The organism is Agrobacterium sp. SORGH_AS 787 (assembly GCF_030819035.1).
Classification (GTDB): Bacteria; Pseudomonadota; Alphaproteobacteria; order Rhizobiales; family Rhizobiaceae; genus Agrobacterium; species Agrobacterium larrymoorei_B.
This window is the reverse complement of the sequence record NZ_JAUTBG010000001.1, coordinates 514,163-532,343: the sequence shown is the minus strand read 5'-3', so window position 1 is coordinate 532,343 and position 18,181 is coordinate 514,163. Positions and strand designations below refer to the sequence as shown.

At 52.7% G+C, this 18,181-nt stretch carries 10 protein-coding genes and 1 pseudogene; 8 read left to right on the top strand and 3 right to left on the bottom strand.

Features of this window, described 5'->3' with window-relative positions:
- Positions 1-460: 460 nt before the first annotated feature.
- A complete protein-coding gene (locus QE435_RS02250) occupies positions 461-1,732 on the bottom strand; it encodes an EAL domain-containing protein (protein ID WP_349040088.1) in 1,272 nt (423 codons plus the stop codon).
- Complete coding sequence (locus tag QE435_RS02245) at positions 1,729-2,148, bottom strand: hypothetical protein (protein WP_349040087.1); 420 nt, start codon at positions 2,146-2,148, stop codon at positions 1,729-1,731. Before QE435_RS02245 ends, QE435_RS02250 begins: the two co-directional genes overlap by 4 nt.
- Positions 2,149-2,720: 572 nt before the next feature.
- Here QE435_RS02245 and QE435_RS02240 point away from each other — a divergent pair.
- A complete protein-coding gene (locus tag QE435_RS02240) occupies positions 2,721-4,010 on the top strand; it encodes an AraC family transcriptional regulator (RefSeq protein WP_349040086.1) in 1,290 nt (429 codons plus the stop codon).
- Positions 4,011-4,284: 274 nt separating this feature from the next.
- On the opposite strand, the pseudogene QE435_RS02235 reads toward QE435_RS02240, so the two are convergent.
- Positions 4,285-4,502: pseudogene (locus QE435_RS02235) on the bottom strand (transposase); the annotation flags it as partial.
- A gap of 440 nt (positions 4,503-4,942) precedes the next feature.
- On the opposite strand from QE435_RS02235, the gene QE435_RS02230 reads away from it, so the two are divergent.
- The 7 genes from QE435_RS02230 (at position 4,943) to QE435_RS02200 (ending at position 18,108) form a co-directional block, all read left to right on the top strand.
- The gene (locus QE435_RS02230) at positions 4,943-6,868 is read left to right on the top strand and encodes a YadA-like family protein (RefSeq protein WP_349040085.1); all 1,926 of its coding nucleotides are present in this window, start codon (positions 4,943-4,945) and stop codon (positions 6,866-6,868) included.
- A gap of 584 nt (positions 6,869-7,452) precedes the next feature.
- Positions 7,453-8,055: a hypothetical protein gene (locus QE435_RS02225; RefSeq protein WP_349040084.1), complete on the top strand. Its 603-nt coding sequence runs from the start codon at positions 7,453-7,455 to the stop codon at positions 8,053-8,055.
- A gap of 505 nt (positions 8,056-8,560) precedes the next feature.
- The gene (locus tag QE435_RS02220; RefSeq protein ID WP_349040083.1) at positions 8,561-9,256 is read left to right on the top strand and encodes a response regulator transcription factor; all 696 of its coding nucleotides are present in this window, start codon (positions 8,561-8,563) and stop codon (positions 9,254-9,256) included.
- On the top strand, positions 9,253-10,782 hold the full coding sequence (locus QE435_RS02215) for a histidine kinase dimerization/phospho-acceptor domain-containing protein (RefSeq protein WP_349040082.1): 1,530 nt from the start codon (positions 9,253-9,255) through the stop codon (positions 10,780-10,782). Before QE435_RS02220 ends, QE435_RS02215 begins: the two co-directional genes overlap by 4 nt.
- Positions 10,783-10,984: 202 nt before the next feature.
- Positions 10,985-12,808 (top strand): adenylate/guanylate cyclase domain-containing protein, encoded by a 1,824-nt coding sequence (locus tag QE435_RS02210; protein WP_349040081.1) that lies wholly within the window; start codon positions 10,985-10,987, stop codon positions 12,806-12,808.
- A 516-nt stretch (positions 12,809-13,324) separates the two neighbouring features.
- Positions 13,325-15,577 (top strand): glycoside hydrolase, encoded by a 2,253-nt coding sequence (locus tag QE435_RS02205; protein ID WP_349040080.1) that lies wholly within the window; start codon positions 13,325-13,327, stop codon positions 15,575-15,577.
- 584 nt (positions 15,578-16,161) lie between these two features.
- Complete coding sequence (locus QE435_RS02200; protein ID WP_349041112.1) at positions 16,162-18,108, top strand: HAMP domain-containing methyl-accepting chemotaxis protein; 1,947 nt, start codon at positions 16,162-16,164, stop codon at positions 18,106-18,108.
- Positions 18,109-18,181 lie beyond the last annotated feature (73 nt).

The following is an 18,181-nucleotide window of genomic DNA, read 5'->3' as shown; positions in this document are numbered from 1 at the left end:
AGCCTCACGATCAAGGCGGTTGGCCTCCAAATAAGGTGTCGACGGTGGCGCGATAACAGGACCACCAGGCTCGAAGTGTTACTCCACGCAATGTGCCAGACCCGCTCCGGCTCCTTCCTCCAGGAACAACTATTGTCAAAACGATCAGCGCGCAGGACAGGAGGCCCGTCGTAACTTTCGATGATCCCTCTCTCATAGCCTTTGATCGTCAACTTGACGTGCATAGAGGAAGGTCCCATCAGATCTCCGAGGATGTCCTTCGCGCGCGTTGTGCAATGATGTAGTTGGACTTGTGGATGATCCGGACGGGTTGTCAACGGATCGATCCGGGTGAGGCGATGAAGGGCATGGTCGAGCGCTTCGCGATCGCAGGGGTGAGAGGATATCCCCAGATCCAAAAGGGAGTCTCCCGACCGCGAGACCTCATCTTTTTCGACAAGCTTCCATTGAGATTGGGTCCTCATTTCTCCACCAAATCAACAGAGAAATGCTTTTTCGAGATTTGGCGCCTGCTCGAACGGGGGGAGCTTTTAACATGCGGCTCATTGGTAGTGAGCAGGCTCGCCGGCAACTCATTGGCGGGATCGTACACGCTCGGACGGCCTAGATAATAGCCCTGCACCCATTGGGCGCCAGCGGTATGCGCAAATTTCATGTCACCCTCGTCTTCGACACCCTCCACGACGACATGGGCGGCCATACTCGCAGACAAAGCGATCAGACTTGAGAAAAACTGGTTACCGAAGATGCGGCGGCGAGCATGCTTGAGAAACTGGCGATCAATCTTGATTATATCGGGCCGCAGCGCCGCAATCCGAGCGATAGAACTGTAGCCGAACCCGAAGTCATCGACTGCCACCTGACATCCAAGAGCACGAAGACGCTGGGTGAATTCTCTTGCGCTCTCCGGATCCGCTGCCTCAGAACTTTCGGTAATTTCGATGACGAGACGGGAAGCGATCGAAGGATCAACAGCCAACAAATCGAAGGTCATCGACCAGTACGCGTCACATACTGCACTCTGCGCCGAAATGTTGCAGCCCAATCGGCCTCTAGCGCCCTGCTGCAGGAGACGAATAGCTTCGAGCACCATGGAACGATCAAGCATGCGCGACAAACCCAGTCGCTCGATCGACGGAATGAAGGACGAATGAGCAGCGAAATCCGGCTTATCCGGCGCCATCCGCATCCGCGCCAACCCTTCGTGGTAAAGCACATCACCATCTTCAATGGCGCGAATTGGCTGCCACACCACCACAAGGCGGTTTTCTTCAAGAGCCCGGAAAGCTTCGACAGCCTCCGCCATCGCCTGTCTAGAGATCTCCGGGAGTGGAAGGTGAGTGTTCGATGGCGCGACATTCGTCGATTCTCGATCGTTCTCGGACGACAGAGAAAGGGCGACGAGAATCGGGGTGCCATCGACGATATAGGGAGTGCTGCCGAGCTGCACCAGCAATGCCTCATGTTCGAGATTCTGGGAGAAAGAACGAATCTCACGAGAAAAATCGCGACGAACCAGAATCCGCCCATCACCCTGCTGCGGGATCACCGCCCGCCAGCCACAATCAATATGTTCGCTGGCCTTCAGGTGGACCTGTTCCACGACTGCTTCAGCGACGTCGCAGCCGTAGGTGAACTTGATATGAGCAAAGTTGCGGATGCAAAGCACCAAGGCGGAGCTATCATCTTCCCGGCTATGGGTGCCTGTATCAGGGAGGATCTCGGACGTCATAGCAGATGCCTCCCTTCGCCGGAACCCTGCGCCAAGCAGCGAGCTTGTACCGCGCATAGGAGGGACAGAGAAACCGTTGACGAAAGAACAAGATATCCATCGACTGCGAAGCCACCAATTGTAGCCGAAACACCGGCCGCGACGGCCATAAAGATAGCTTCGGTTCGCCACGCGTCCGGCGCGCGGAACGCCGTTTCCTTGCTCCGAAGGCTTTGGTCGTCACCACGCATAAAGAGATCCGTTCTCGGCCTGCCAACATCGAGAGCTATTGAAGCGGGATGCTTTTGCGCCAACCAAGCGAACGCGGCCCCACCGTCATGCGCATCAATCGCTGTGGTGATGGCGTTTTCCGCAGTGAACCTCAGTGAGGTTCGAATATCTGTATCGTCATCACCAACCAGAACGTTCAGCTTCAAAGTTGCTCTGCCTCTCTGAGCGATGCGGCCGTAACCGTCGATTTAAGTCGGCACTTAGCAGGCCAAACGTGCCTTCGATCGAACAGCCTCAGTGCCCTTCGGCTTGCATTGAAGGGTCCCCGACAACAGGGCTATTGGTCGGACAAAATTGCCCTGAAGATGCGCGCACGTCTTCGATATGTTGCAGCGAAACTAGGGCATTGAAACTCAATGTGTCTTTTAGAAATCCTTTTTTTTTTTGTAGAAATCAACGCATCTCAATGACTTGGTTGTAATCGTGGCCAGATACGAGGCTGACGCGCAAATCCCCCCCCCCATTTGTACAAAAAAGACAATTCCCTTCAGCCACTGATTGTGTCCTTGACATTTGCTCGCGATAAAATCCATTCTGGATCGCAAGCGTTTTTTCGGCAATTCGCTATCGCGTGCCTAAACCGCCCATTTCCATCTCAGGGAGACTGGCCTTCTTTTACGGGAAGCGCCTGTGAGGTGGACGTGTCAAAGCCAATTGCCCGAATTGGTTCGCTCGCACTGCGTCACTTATGCAGAAGCCGGAATGCGGAGGAGTAACATTGGCATATTATCGTGAACTGAAACTGGATAATCTCGATGACGTCCAGAATTTCATCCGAATTAATGACAGCATCGACAATCTATTCGAGCCTCTTGGGATGGAGCGGAAGGTTTCAGGATTTCTACGAGTTGCTGATAGCGATGCGTTCAGCCAAAGTGTATTTCGTCTGAACTCAGGATATCGTTTCACAGCCCGTAGAAGAGATACCTATGCAATCATGTCATGCTTAAGCGGAAACATTGCGTTGGAGAGCGGAATTGGCGCTCCCAATATGAGAAGTGGTCAGGTCGCATGCGTTTCTCCCGAAACACATCTTGAAAAGACGTGTTCAACGGGCGTTGAAATGGTCATGACACGAATTGACTCTCGAAGTGTCTCAAAAATCTGCTCGTCTTGGTTAGGGACAGAAGTTGACGCCTGTCCTGAGCTCGCGCTTCATCCGTTTTCGCCATCACTGCAGAGGAAATGGGAGAACGTAGTCAGATCCATTGATCTTATGCACCAGACGGAGACAGAGAACGATATTGTGTCTAAGTCACTTGAGGAATTTGCAGTTAGTCTTTTGCTCAACTGTCATCCTCACAGTCTCAGCGGCTACTTTAAAAGCGCGATGACTCTCGGTGCGGCCACCGTCGCAGACGCAGAAAACTATATTCGCGAGCACTTAGATGAAATCAAGTCGCCTTCTGACGTGTCGGCTTTCTTCGGATGCTCGCTCAACGCGTTAAGTAAGAGTTTCAAGGAGCATCTCGGAATTTCCATAGGTGAATGTATTTTTGCTGCGCGAGAAGCTCGAGCTAAAAAACTGCTTTTAGAGGGTGACCGAGAATCCTACTTCCATCTCTTGCGCAGCCATGGACACCTTAAAACGCAAATCTCTGAAATGCTCGTCCAGCCAAGCGAAGGATTCACTTCACGGCGGGTAGCGAACCCCAACGATGTGCGAGCGCCGGGCACTCTATCACCTGACAGCGTAGACCTGCTTCGGAAGCATGTTGCGGATAAATTGCCGGACCGTATCAGAATTTCTGAGCTAGCATGTCTAGTCGGTATGAGTGACACCTCTTTTCGTTTGGCCTTTAAAGAAGCCTTCGGAATGTCTCCATCTCGCTACATTATGTTGGAACGTCTGCATCGCGCCCAGTCACTTTTGAAAAACAGCAAACATAAAATAGCGGCGATCGCTGTCGCGTCAGGTTTTACCGACCAAGCCCATTTTACAAATGTTTATAAGCATGTTCACGGTGTGACCCCCAGCGAATTCAGAAGGAGCATTTACAGGCATTGAACTGACAATACACTATTTCCGGTAATCACGGGATCACTGGTGATAATCTATGTTCTTGTATTTGCTGCATTGTCCGACGCCGAAGCGATTACGCTTCGGCTGGAAATGCCCTAAGATTTTTCCGCGTCATGGAATACAGTCTGGGCCGTCTCCCACAGAACCCCTTGTTCACTGGTCCTATCGGCAAGACAGGCCATATGAACCGCAACGGTTTGGCTGAAGCATTTCGTTTGACGTGTGCGGCCATGCCTCACGTGTGCGGCATGGCGAAATACGGCTCGTCAGAATCCGTGGCTGCTGTACCTCCCTGGCTCAAAAGCCTGCGCCAGGGGTAAAACAGATCGGACGCAGCGCCATCTCGGCGAGCGGACGAACAGAACGCCTCACCTGTTTCGAAACTCAGCTCGATGATTGTCAGTTTCTCTTCGGTTGTCCATTGCCTGCGGTGGACATCACCGTCGGCAATTCAACATGTCGATATTCGTTAGACATAAGTCTGTGCCCAAGCCTTTTTTGCTTAGGCCGACCTCGCCCTTTCCAAACGGGATAGCTCACATTGGAAAGTGTCGATTTCTACAAAAAAAATGCTGATTTCTAAAAGACAGGCGCAGTCCTGATGCCGCACCTTCCCTAAGCATATCGAAGAGCCGCATACATCTTTAGCGCGAGTTTCGTCTGCCCAACAGCAATAGTGTTGGGCACCTTCTGATGCTGACCGAAGCAGAGCGGGGGTTGTTTGCGTTTTTTCAAGAGCGAGTCATCTGCAACGCGTTTTCAGCGCTTCTCCAAATTTTGGGGACGTATTTGCGACTTAGGAGAGGGAACATATGCAATCGAATTATGTTTGGTCAAAATCTTTATCCGGAGGGCCCCGGTTCATTTATTCGTGGCTTCCTTCCGGCACGGATAGCCGAACCCATCGTCGGAGACTGATGGCGGTTTTACGAATGGCATTTCGGGTGATCGGCATGGGCCGGGGCCGGCTAGGGGTCGGGTGTTTTTCTGTCTTTGGTGTTGCGATCACCGGCGCCATGGTTCTCGGTGACGCGCCAGAGGCGCTCGCGGGTACTTGTATCCAAGGAACGTCTATAAACACAACGAACACGGGTGGAAATTCCCCGGCAACGTGTGACCAATTCTCCATTGCCATCGGGGGAGGCAGCGGTGCGACGGCAACTGGCATCAGTGTTGCGATAGGTGATGCAGCGGGGGCGACGGGTGAAAATTCAACAGCGCTTGGACGTCAGACGAAAGCCTTAGGAGACTTCAGCGTTGCTATAGGACAAGGTAGCAACGCAACCGAGACAAATACCATCGCTATCGGTCGCATATCGCGCGCTACTGGAACTGGTGCGACCGCTCTCGGTGCCAACAGCAACGCGGCGAACACAAATGCCGTCGCCGTGGGTCTGAACTCGTCCGCCACAGGTTCTTCCTCGCTGGCCTTGGGAAGTTCGTCTTCGGCAAGCGGTCAGGGTGCAATAGCTCTAGGCAATGGCGCTAGTGCTGCGAATGCAGGCGCAGTCGCGCTAGGCCAGGGCTCCACTACCGCCGCCGCTATCGCGACCAGCGGCACAACGATAGCTGGACAGAATTACTCTTTTGCCGGTACGGCGCCGACAAGCACGGTGTCGATCGGTGCGGTCGGTGCTGAGCGCACACTCACGAACCTTGCCGCCGGCCGGCTGAGCTCTACATCGACAGATGCAGTAAATGGCTCCCAACTATTCGCGACCAATCAGGCTGTAAACAAGGTGGACGGCAAGGTGGACACCATGGGTAATTCCGTCGCCAGTGTATTCGGAGGTGGCACGGTTTACGATAGCGCAACCGGAAAGATCACTGGCAACTTTAATTATGCTGGAAGTTCCTATGGGAGCGTCCAAAATGTCTTTGATCAGATCAACGGATCGATCAACGGTGGTTCCGGGATAAAATACTTTCATGCGAACTCAAGCCTTGCTGACAGTGTTGCAACCGGCACGAATAGCGTGGCGATCGGCCCGCAGGCTTCGTCTGGAGGGGCCAACAGTGTTGCCCTTGGCAACAATGCTCAGGCCAATGGCACGAACTCGGTGGCGCTTGGCGCTAATTCGGTAGCGGGCAACGCTGTTGCGACCACAAGCACTGTTATTAACGGCAAGACATATGATTTTGCAGGTGGCGCGCCAGTCGGCACGATTTCGGTTGGCGACGCTGGCAGTGAGCGTACCATCACCAATGTTGCAGCAGGCCGTGTTACAGCCGATTCAACCGATGCAGTAAACGGCTCGCAGCTGCATGCGACAAATTCAGCTGTTGAAGCTCTGGCGCAGGATGTCGGGAGTATTGGCGAGATTGCCGAAAATGCGGTTGTCTACGATAAGAATGCGGATGGAAGCCGGGCAAACTCAGTTTCTCTTATTGGAGGCGACCCGAATACTCCAGTGGTCGTCCGAAACGTTGCGGCCGGTACGGCGCCCACAGACGCGGTTAATGTCGGCCAATTAACCGATGGCCTTTCCAGCACTCTCACTCAATCAAAGACTTATACGGACCAGGTCGCTGGCCGAACGCTTGATCAGGCTAACGCCTACACTGATCAGCGTTTCAATCAGCTTAGTGCCGATGTGAGCGGCGCTGTTTCAGAGGCCAGGCAGGCCGCAGCGATCGGCCTTGCAGCAGCGTCGTTGAGATACGACGACCGTCCCGGAAAACTGAGCCTTGGTGTCGGAGGTGGCTTTTGGAGAGGGGAAGGGGCGCTCGCCTTTGGTGCCGGCTATACAAGCGAGGATCAACGTTTCAGAACAAACATCTCCGCAACAACATCGGATGGAAACTGGGGTGTTGGCGCGGGTCTGACGATGACGTTGAACTGAGTAGGCTTCATTTGTCTAAACTCTACGCTTTGTTCCTCTTGGCGTTGCCCGTCCTGTTCGGTGGAGTTGCATCCGCCGAACAGGCGTCCATGACACTTAGGATCAAGGAACCGGACGTGAAGGTTCCCAAAGGATTAGACCCAGGGGAGTTCAGGCGGATAATTCAGCCATTCGAGAACTGGACATTGATTTGTGACGAGAACCTCCGGGACAAAACTCGGATTTGCAATGTGACCCAAACAATCATCGATCAAACCAACAGGGTCGTGTTTAGCTCGTCAATAGCTGCAACCCGTGGAGGTCAACCCTTCATGATCATACGAACTCTCCCGGGGCTCGACGAGAAGGCCACCATCACCTTAGACGTTCCTGATGGGAAAGGCCTTCTGCACATCAGCCTCGATGGGTGCACAGAGAGCGTATGCGTGGGGAAAGTCCCCGTGGGCCCTCGGCTTCGTCCTCAAATAGATCGGGGTAACAGTATCCGCTTTTCTTACAGCACTCCCGATAAGCATACGGTTTCAGTCTTAATTCCGCTGAAGGGTATCAATGATGCCGTCTCAGCTATTCGATAGGTTGATGAAATGATTACGCAGGAAGAACCCGCAGACTCGCAGAGACAGCTTCGCATTTATCGAAGAAGTGTCATCGCCCTCTCTCTCCTCTCCATTATACTTGTATTCTCATTTTTTTTCAGGGAGGAGGTATTCAAATTCATCAATCCAAAGGAATCAGTGAAGAGTGCCGCTGTTGGAAATACGCCATTTGACCGTCATGTCGCGGAGGCGGGAATTTCAACGTGCAAAAAAGCCTTCGCTGATATGGGGAAACTGTTAACTCAGGGATCGCAATACAAGATAATGAGTAAATGGAGTACGGATGGTCCGGATCGAAACATTGTCAATGCTTTGATCGGAATGGAGTTTAAAACGAAAGAATACACCGGGCCGGCTATAGGTCTACTCATGGCTGCACCGGTAGACAGTTCCTGCCAAGGAACGATGGTACGCGTAACGCCCTTCGAAAAAACTTGCGATGACGTCGTTAAGTCATTTCTGGGCGACGGCATTCCAGGCGAGCGTCTACAAGGCCTGCAAACATATTCGCTTCCAAATGGGGGTGATGTGGCAACGCTTCCGATCGCAGGCAACTGTGTGACCTTATCTCTAGCATACTCTGGTATATGATGAAGGTCAGGGCTGCCTATGATAAGTTTCACACTGGGTTGAGCGTTTCTGACCAATGCGTCAGCGTGGGGTGCGGAAAAATGTGATGGCCCCGTGCGATGTTGCCATTTGTTGAAATGCTCTGTTTTCTTAAAGCAGCTCACGCATTTTGAATGGCGGTGCATGGGTCGCCTCCAGCAGCGAAAATGACACTGAGGCTGGTCGTTCAAGAGAAGTCGAGCCGGTTGCTTAATGGCAAGTTTGACGTTTCTGCCACCAAGCGTTTAGAGGGAAGAGAGGTGTCTGGGTGTGTCGTAAGGTTTTAGATCAGTTACAGATGTCTAGATATGCCGTAGGCTTGTACTCGTTCCGTCATCCGGTACCCCATCGTGAAACGGAGAGCATTAACATGAGCCATTGTCGAACGGCCTGCATGCCAGGGAAAAGCTATGGGATTTGCTCTTAGACTGGCCGGGGCCGCAATCGGTCATCACTCACCCGTTCACGCAGAGAGGCGGGTTTACTTTTGAAGCCGATCATTCTCGTTGTCGATGACGATCCGGATATCCGGACTGTCATCAGAATTGCCGCCGAAAACGCGAATATGACCGTGATTGATGCGCCTGACGGGCGCATCGCGCTTGACGTGTTAGAGCAAAAGAATCCCGATTTAGTAATTCTCGATGTTGGGATGCCAACAATGGACGGCTTTGAGTGCTTTAAAGCAATCCGTGGGAGATCAAGCGTCCCAGTTCTATTTTTGACTGCTCAGGATGATGAAGTAAATCGAGTTTTAGCGTTCGAACTGGGTGCCGATGATTATGTCAGCAAGCCTTTTTCACCGCGGGAGCTGGTGCTGCGGATCAAGGCTATTCTCGCTCGATGTAAGGCGGTCCCTGAAACAGATCTTAGGCACGGAGATCTGGCGATTGATTTCCAGCGGCGCACATGTACGCTGGGTGGTAAGATCATGAATTTGACAGTAACTGAATTCGCGCTCCTCCGCGCACTGCTGTCCCAGCCCGGATTTGTGATAAACAGGGACGCACTGATAGACGTCGTTTATGCTGGCAATACGTGGCTATCGGGGCGTACCATCGACAGCCACGTTCGCAATATACGCTCCAAAGCGGCACTGCTGGGATATCACGATATCGTGGAAACGGTTCGAGGCGTAGGTCTCAAACTCGGGGCATGCACTGGCGAATCGAGAACGGATTGACCGAGATCGCGCACAAATGGCGGCCCCCTCTGGCGCTGATCGTGACGGGGGTTTGTGCCAGTCTGCTTGCATTGCCGCTCGTTGCAATTATTGCTTTGCAGATTGGCACGAATTGGTTTGTCCAAGAAACAGAATCCTCGCTCATAAAACAAGCGGCTATCTACGCAAGCGCCTATTCACTGGCGTTCGAATCCGAAGCGAAACACACGCCGGTTTCCGGATACTACTTGCCACCGGACAAGCGCGTGTTCTGGAACGCCAGGGTACGAACGTTCCGCTCAATTCTCGATCTTCGTAGCAGTCAGGTAGAGCCAGCACTACCAGACCCACTACAAAGCGATGAACCTCTTGATGCAAAATACAAAAATATTGCCCGCACTCTCGGACCTCTGGAAGACACGGCTAGTCGTGTAACCCTTTCGAAGGCAATCTTCCTCGATTTCCAAGGCCTCAATGTATTGAGTGAGACCCCGACGAGTTATGCCAATGTGCCAGAGGTACAGAAGGCGCTGCGGGGTGAGGTAGGAGCCGCTTTACACTGGCGCAGTCTTGCTGAAATGCAGGCGCCATTTTTGTCATTCGTTCGCGGCGCAGGCTTTCGAGTCGTCGTGGGCTATCCGGTCATAAGTTATAACCGTGTGGTCGGCGCGATCTTTATTACGCGAACACCTATGCAGCTCGACAGTTATCTTTCGAGAGAAAGCCTCAGTTTTCTCATCCTTATTTTAGTGACATTGTTGGGAGCATTGATAGTTGCTGGGCTTCTCGTTCGAATTGTGCTGAAGCCGATACGGGCATTGCGAGATCAGTCCCGGCACGTTGCCGAAGGCGCGCATGATGACTTAGCCGCACTGAACCACTACGGCATCCGCGAAGTCGCCGAACTTGGCAATGCCGTGATGAAGATGGCCGATAGTTTGTCACAGCGCACACGTGAAATTCAAATCTACACGGACCACGTGACCCATGAACTGAAATCGCCGGTCACAGCCATCGTTGGCGCGGTCGAGTTGCTGGAGGATGGCAACTTACCACAGCCTGCAACGCAAGAGCTGTTGGTTACGATAAGGTCACAGAGTATTCGCATGAGTAGGTTGCTTAGCCATCTGCGCGAAGTGAACCGGCGTCGTCGGAATATGCCTGGCGAGCCGGGTTCACTACGGAGCATGTTACCCGACATACCTGGGCTCACAATTAAATCAGCCGACGGAGATGCAAAGCTTCCCCTGTCATCTGAACACGGCAAAGTTATTTTGGAGCACATGGCTCAAAATGCGGTCAATCACGGCGCCGACCTGTTGGAGCTCGAGTGGAGTGGTCGAGTACTCCGCATTAGTGATAATGGGCAAGGGTTTGAAACGGTCAACCTTGATCGTTTAGGCGAGCCGTTCTTCACGACCCGGCGGTCTGAAGGTGGCACGGGCCTTGGTCTCGCTATCGTTATAGCCATTCTCGACCTTTATAACGCCAAGCTCACACCTATTCGAGGCGCCACCGGTGCCGTTTTTGATATTAGCTTCCGCTGAAAAATCTGCACCCAACTTGCACAATGTCTGCACCACACCGCAGGCGAACGCCTTGGTTATTATATGTATATGATTGCCATAACGCGGTTGTTTGCCTGATTAAATCAAAAACAAGACCTGTCCGCGAGCCGAAGTCCATCGCGTGAGAAGCTCGCGGGCGCGTAATCCGCATTCACATTAGAACCATAGATCGGTGTAGATTGTGCGGCTTTTTTCGAGAATCGTTTCATTTCCAAACACAATCCCATTGTCGCTCACGCTTCAGGCAGCGACAGCAGGAATTGTTGGGGCAACCTCAATACTCATTTTAGCAATTCAGTTGTCGACAAATTCTCTGGCGACACGAACATTGGTTTCCAGCAATGCACATTGGTTGATGGCTTCGGTCGAGAATAACGTAACTAATCTGTTTTCACCCGTCGAACGCCAAATCGGCTTCTTGGTGAAAGGTGTGAGCAAGGACGAGGTCGATCCAAAGAAAGAAGAACAACTCACTTCAATCATGACGGGAGCGCTTGCCTCTGTGCCTCAGATACGCGTGCTGTCCTTTATCGGCGCAGACGGCAGCATTTTGGGTGTCGCACAAGGTCCTGACGGCGTGTTCCCGTTTTCCGATGTGGTGAGAACTGACGATGAGCGTAAGGAGATTGATCAAGCTCGTACTCATCGCGATGCTCGGTGGGGCACCCCATACTTCGTCGGTGCAGACACAATAAAAACAACCGTCGTCAATCTTCGCCAGTCGGCGTTTCAGGGGGAAGAGTTTAAGGGCTTTTTCAGCGCGACTATCACAATCGATACATTATCTGAACAACTGAAAGCACTCCGTCCCATGATGCAGGGTATCACTCCTTTCATCCTCTACGGTGAAGATCGAGTGCTGGCTCACCCCAACATTGCGCGCGCTAAGTTCGAACTCTCAACGGAAAAAACTCTCCCGCGCAGCGCTGAAATCGGGGATCCTTTTCTCCAAGGCTTTTTGGGAAAAAGAGAAGCAATCCATCTGGGGGATTTGCAGGCGGAAATCGTTGACCATGATGGAGATCGCCGTGTGATCATCAGTCGTGATCTTGGTCATTATTCGCCAGCCCCTCTGACGATTGGCTTGGAGCTACCGCCGGTCCTCCTAAAGCCCCTAAGCTGGCTGTGGTGGGCACTCATTGCCTCAATCGTGTCGCTCGTATTGGGTGTTACGATCGCGGTGAAGGTTAGCCAGATGCTAGCCCGGCCTATAAAAATGATGGGAAAGCAGGCGAGCGGCGATGCGGCCCCCGGATTAAATGTTCGTCCACCGCTGTCACCAAGTATATTTTCCGAGTTAAACACACATATTCAAGCGTATAACAACATGCTGGCTGGCTTGAAAAGGCTGGAGGTCTACGTGCCGAATCTCTGGGCGCGACGAATTACCGAAAATGCGAGTATTCACAAAGCAGAGCCTGAGGAATGTATAGCGACTGTGATGTTTGTCGACATTGCTGGCTTTACCGCTGCGAGCGAGTCTTTACGGCCAAGCGAGGTTGCACAATTTCTTAACAAGTACTTCGCGCTGGTTGGCGATTGCGTCGAAAAGCAGAACGGCACCATAGACAAGTTTATCGGGGATGGCCTCATGGCTTTTTGGGGAGCCCTCGAGAAACGGCCCGACCATGCCGATCGTGCGGTCAATGCAGCTGAACTTATTGCAGTTGCTGTCGAGGAGGAAAACCAAAAAAGGCGTCATATGGGGCTGTCTGAATGGCGAATACGAATCGGTATTCATAGCGGCATGATTAGGGTGGGTAATATCGGGATACCCAATCGTCTCGCATTCACCATTGTCGGTGATACGGTGAATATCGCGAGCCGCCTCGAACAATTGGGTAAGACAGTAGACAACCCCGGGCCGGTAACGGTAATCGTCAGCGCTTCAACGCACAAACTCCTTGCTTCTCATCCATTGGTTTTCGAGCCACTGGGGTTTCATGAACTCTCCGGCCGCAAGGAGGAGGTAGAAGTCTATCGCGGTTTCTTAAAAACGGATTGAGAGCTTAGAGCGTCTTTAAGTTGCGGCGAGCGTGGCTGATCTTTCATTTGATCGATGTAATGCTTGGAGGGCGGAATGCTCGGCATCACCCGGTCGGACCTCACATTGCACCGCGAGCAAATATAGCTTTCAAGGCAACAACATTGTTCAGCAAATCGGTACCGTCCACAATGGCCGCCGTAGAGCGCCGTCGGCGCCACTAACGCGAAGATAGAGAGTGGCCTAGTCGCTGCCTGCTTTGAACCCGAAGTGGTGATCTCTGAGAGACCTACGAAGCCGGCATGGGGGAACATTCGTTACAGCAAACTGCACGGAGTCTGCACCAAATGTGCACTACTCCACACGGGACGCTCTATGGCGCAGACGCTATGAATGAACGTGATGGAGCAGTCCGAAACTGCTCCGTATGCGAGGTAAATCTCAGTCCAGCGGCCTCTCTGCCCTCCGAACGATGTGGGCTACCAAACCTTTAGCGGACTGGATTGATGTGTCGATTTGCAAAGGAGACTCTTAAACTTGCGCCAGATCACACTTATTATGTTTTCACTGCTAGTAAGCTTCCCTGCCAATGCGGCAATCGTGCTGAAAAACGAGCAATGGGCGGTCGCTCTTGAGCCTGGGACGCTCGCTATTGATGCCAAGCCAGCGAAAGGTGGATCGGTTAACCTGTCTTCCGGCGTATCCTCTCATCTCGTGGGAAACCTCCAGACAGGTTCCGATAACGCGGAATGGAATTGGGACAACGGCTCATATACAATTTCGGCCCGTCTTGACGGTGCCGACCTCTCCCTTTCCATCTCTGCCAATGCAGAAGGAAGCCTGGAAGTATTAAGGCAACCATCAACTGCGTGGGGAAGGGGGATGGTCTTTCCACTCGCCGAGGGTGCCTACATACCTGCAGATGATGACGTGTGGCGGAACTTTTTGCTCGAACGCATGGCGGAGTTCAACACGACGCAGGACATCAGCCTTCCGCTGTGGGGTCTAGACCATGAAAATTTCTCGCTTTCGTGGCTGTTCACCAACCCGTTTAATAACAACGTCCGTCTGACGCGTGACGATGGCGGGATAGCTATCGCGTTCACACATGACTTCACCAGCCTTGATTTCAAAACGCCGATGACAATGCTCCTCCATCTTGGCGATGCAGATCCTTTGGCAGGCAGTAAACGCTACCGCGAATGGCTTATTTCAGAGGGAAGATTCGAAACACTCAAGTCTAAGATAGCGGCGACGCCGGAAGCTGAGAAATTATTGGGCGCAACCCACACTTATCTCTGGGGAAGCGGCCTTATTTCTGCTGATGACGTTCAAGACTGGAATAGGTTCTTGGCGGTGCTGAGAGGCGAAAGCAAATTGTCTTCCGACATCCGCCATCGCTTTGAAAGCGAAGCTCTGTCAGTGCTGAAGGAGACAAAAGGAAAACCTTATCGCTACCAGCAACGCGTTCTCGTCAGGGCTTTCAACGCGGCGTTGGATGCACTTGCGAGAGAAAGCTGGCAGGTCGCTAACCCGGATATGAATGTTTTGACGCAGCGTTATGGCATCTTGCGGAAAGAAGTCGCCTCGACATTCACTGATGCCCTCAGGCCAGACCCGTCCCAATGGGGCGACGGTATCTCGGTCGCAACCATAAAGAAGCTGCGTCAAGCGGGATTGGAGCGTCTATGGATAGGTCTCGGACAGGGTTGGGAAGGTGGCTTATGGCATCCTGAGGCTATTAAGGCCGGTGTAGATGCGGGCTATCTTCTCGGTCCGTATGATTCCTATGAGACCGCACTGCAAAAAGGGGATAACCCAAGCTGGGCAACTGCGCATTTGGGCGATACTGCCTATCGCGATTGCGCTATCAGGCAAAAGGACGGCTCATTAAAAGCGGGCTTCCAACAAAGTGGGCACTATACGCAGCCCGATTGCGTCCGTCCCCTGATGCAAAAGCGAATACAGGCGCTCTTATCAGCAGTTCCTTTCAACAGCTGGTTTCTTGACGCCTATGCAACAGGCATGGTGTTCGACAGCTACCCGCCGGCAAAGAAAATTACTCAGCAGCAGTACGCGGCCGGTAATGAAGAGAATATGCGCTGGGTTGGTGAAAAGCTTGGGCTTCCAATCGGTTCGGAAGATGGCAATGCGACGACCGCGCGGGGCGTTCTATTCGCTCACGGGATGCAAACACCCGTGATCGGTTGGGGTGATCGGGACATGCAGCACGACAAGACGTCACCCTACTTTCTAGGACGTTGGTATCCGGAGGAAAGGCCCGAAACCTTCTTTAAAGAAGTACCCGTGAAGCAAGTATATGAATCAATTCATTTTGATCCACGGACCAGATTACCGCTTTATCAAGCTGTATTTCATGGTTCAGTCGTGACCACGCATCACTGGCTCTTTGACAATCTGAAGCTTAAAAATGTTCGTTCAGAGAACGAGCTCACCCAGCTTCTTTACAATGTACCGCCGCTCTACCATCTAAGCGCGGATACGCTTACGGAGCGCCTTCCAATCATCACACGCCATGACTCTTTCTTCCGCCCTTTACATCAGAGACTGGCAACCCAGATGATGATTGATTTCAAATGGCTGACGCCGGACCGTTTGGTTCAGCAAACGACCTTTGAGGACGGCACCAAGCTCGTCGCAAATTTTGGTCAAGAACCGTATCGGTATGGAAACATGGTTGTAAAAGGCCATTCAATAATCGCGAATGTGCCAGGACAAACGCAACCCACGAGCTATAACATCAGTGATCGCAAGTCACCTCGTGACTGAACCGCCCCGCCTTTGCCGGAGACACCAACTCGTGAGAAGTGGGGTCTCCGGCAAGCACGACGACAACATCGATGCAAATGCTCGCACGCCTAGCAAATGGACAGGCTAGCAGCAAAATCCATACCCCTATCTCGTGGGTTAAGGCTTGAAGGGCTCATATGGTCGCTTGCAGACATGCAAAGCTCGCGGATCTGCAATGCCGACGCACACCCCCAAAGATCGTATGGCGTTGGCTTGCCGCTTACACCTGCTCCTGGATAACGTCGAGATAATGCCTTTGTTCAAGACCGTATCGACGGTTTCAAGGCCGGCATAACGGCTCACCGCCTATATGCAAAGATTGCATACCTATGAAATGCTGCCATGCATTTTGTACGAAACGTTAAAACTTCGCCGGTATCGGGGTACTATCACGACTTGGACTCGATGAGGAGAAGAGGCCATTCCTAGTCGGCAACCACCGGTCTGTTACCGGTTGATTTGCCGCTCTCTCAACGAATGAGCGAGCCTCGTGAATGCTGATTTTCGTTGTGATTCGCTTTCTTCATGGGGAAGTCGAGCCGCTTTTTAAAGAAAGACGCATTATGTCTATTCTCAACGATACAAAAATTCGTACGAAGATTCTCTCAGTCCTATTGCCAGTATGTCTAATCGGTGTAGCTGGCACTGCTTTTATTTCTTATCAGTTTAAAGTAGCCGGTGGCATTTATTCTGACTTCATATCAAAAGATAATATGTCGGCAGTCGTGATCACCCGTATGCCGTCACAAATGATTACGGCGGGTTATTCCGCATATCAGGTCGTTACGGCGCCATCAGGTTCGTTGAGCGAGCGTGAATCCAAAGCGGCCTATGACGCTGCCAAAGCAAATTTCACGAAACAGGCTGAACTGGCACTTACGCTCGTGCCGCAAAAATCTGACTTAATCAGGGCGTCGCAAGACGGGGCTAAGGCCATATTTGCAAAAATCGATGGCGCACTCTCTTTGCATTTCGAAGGCAAGCAAGATGCGTCGCTTTCGACGCTTGATGGAGTGCGCAGCGATATCGTTGCCTGGCGCAAGACCATCGGTGGCTGGAACGACGCAGGGCTGCAATCAATTGTCGAAGAGACGGATCGGCTTGCCGCGAACACGAACAGCATGATCTTGAACTCACTCATTTCTATTGCGGTGCTTTTTTTCGCAGCGATCGTAGCGTCTCTCTTCATCGTCTCTCGTGGCATAACAGGCCCGATAGACCAACTTCGCGCGCGCATGTTGACGCTCGCTAAAGGTGAGACCGCCCACCAGATTCCCGGGCTCTCCCGAAATGACGAAGTGGGTCAAATGGCAGCCGCTGTTGAGGTGTTCCGTAACAATGCCATCGAACGGATCCGGTTGGAGCAGGAGACGGAGGCGAACCGGTCTCTTTCGGAGAAAGAGCGGATCGCACGTGAGAAGGAGAAGACACAGGAGGCCGCCGAGGTGCAATATGCAGTCGACAATCTGGCCACTGGCCTTTCAAAGTTGTCTGATGGCGACGTGTCCTATCGCATCAATAAGCCATTCGCTGTTAAGCTTGACACGGTACGCGGCGACTTCAACCGATCCGCAGAAAAGCTCGAGCTTGCTCTGACTAGCGTGGCGCAGAATGCCCGCGGTATCGATGCCGGCGCCAACGAGATTAAGTCCGCAGCCGACGATCTGGCCAAGCGTACCGAGCAGCAGGCTGCTGCCGTCGAGGAAACGGCCGCAGCCTTGGAGCAGATCACAACGACGGTGAAGACATCGACCCAGCGCGCCCTGGATGCCGGCCAACTGGTATCGCGCGCCAAAGCGGGCGCTGAACAGTCTGGTCAGGTGGTGCGCCGCGCAGTTGCCGCGATGGAGCAGATTGAAAAGTCATCCGGTGAAATCTCGAATATCATTGGCGTGATTGATGAAATTGCATTCCAGACGAACCTTTTGGCGTTGAATGCCGGTGTCGAGGCAGCCCGCGCTGGAGACGCCGGCAAGGGCTTTGCCGTCGTTGCCCAAGAGGTTCGCGAACTCGCTCAACGTTCTGCCAGCGCCGCCAAGGATATAAAAGGGCTCATTACCACCTCGAATAATCAGGTTCGCGAGGGTGTTCAACTGGTTGGAGATACGGGTAAAGCGCTGACAACGATTGTGGCCGAAGTGCAGGAGATCAACCGACACGTCTCGGCGATTGTTGAATCGGCGCAGGAGCAGGCATCTGGTCTCCATCAAATCAACACCGCGGTCAACCAAATGGACCAGGACACGCAGAAGAACGCAGCGATGGTCGAGGAGAGCACGGCAGCCAGCCACAGCCTCGCTAGAGAGGTGAGCGCGCTCAACCGGCTTCTATCTCAGTTCCGCTTCTCGCAAGATGCTCAACAGCGCAGCGGTTCCGACCAGATCCGCGAGGCGCAAGGTCGCGACCTTCCTGTTCGCTCGCCGGCACTCTCACTTAACCGCAGGCTCGCATCGGCCTTTTCCGGCAATGCAGCGGTTGAAGCCAGCACAGATGGATGGGAGAATTTCTGATGAACACGAGATTCTCCAGCAGTCGCGACGGGCTTAAGATTATCGCCTTCGTCTTGCATAAGCGCTGGAGCGT

Coding starts and splice junctions, on each gene's coding strand:
- QE435_RS02250 (WP_349040088.1), bottom strand. CDS start 1,732: ATGACGTCCGAGATCCTCCCTGATACAGGCACCCATAGCCGGGAAGAT.
- QE435_RS02230 (WP_349040085.1), top strand. CDS start 4,943: ATGGCGGTTTTACGAATGGCATTTCGGGTGATCGGCATGGGCCGGGGC.
- QE435_RS02225 (WP_349040084.1), top strand. CDS start 7,453: ATGATTACGCAGGAAGAACCCGCAGACTCGCAGAGACAGCTTCGCATT.
- QE435_RS02200 (WP_349041112.1), top strand. CDS start 16,162: ATGTCTATTCTCAACGATACAAAAATTCGTACGAAGATTCTCTCAGTC.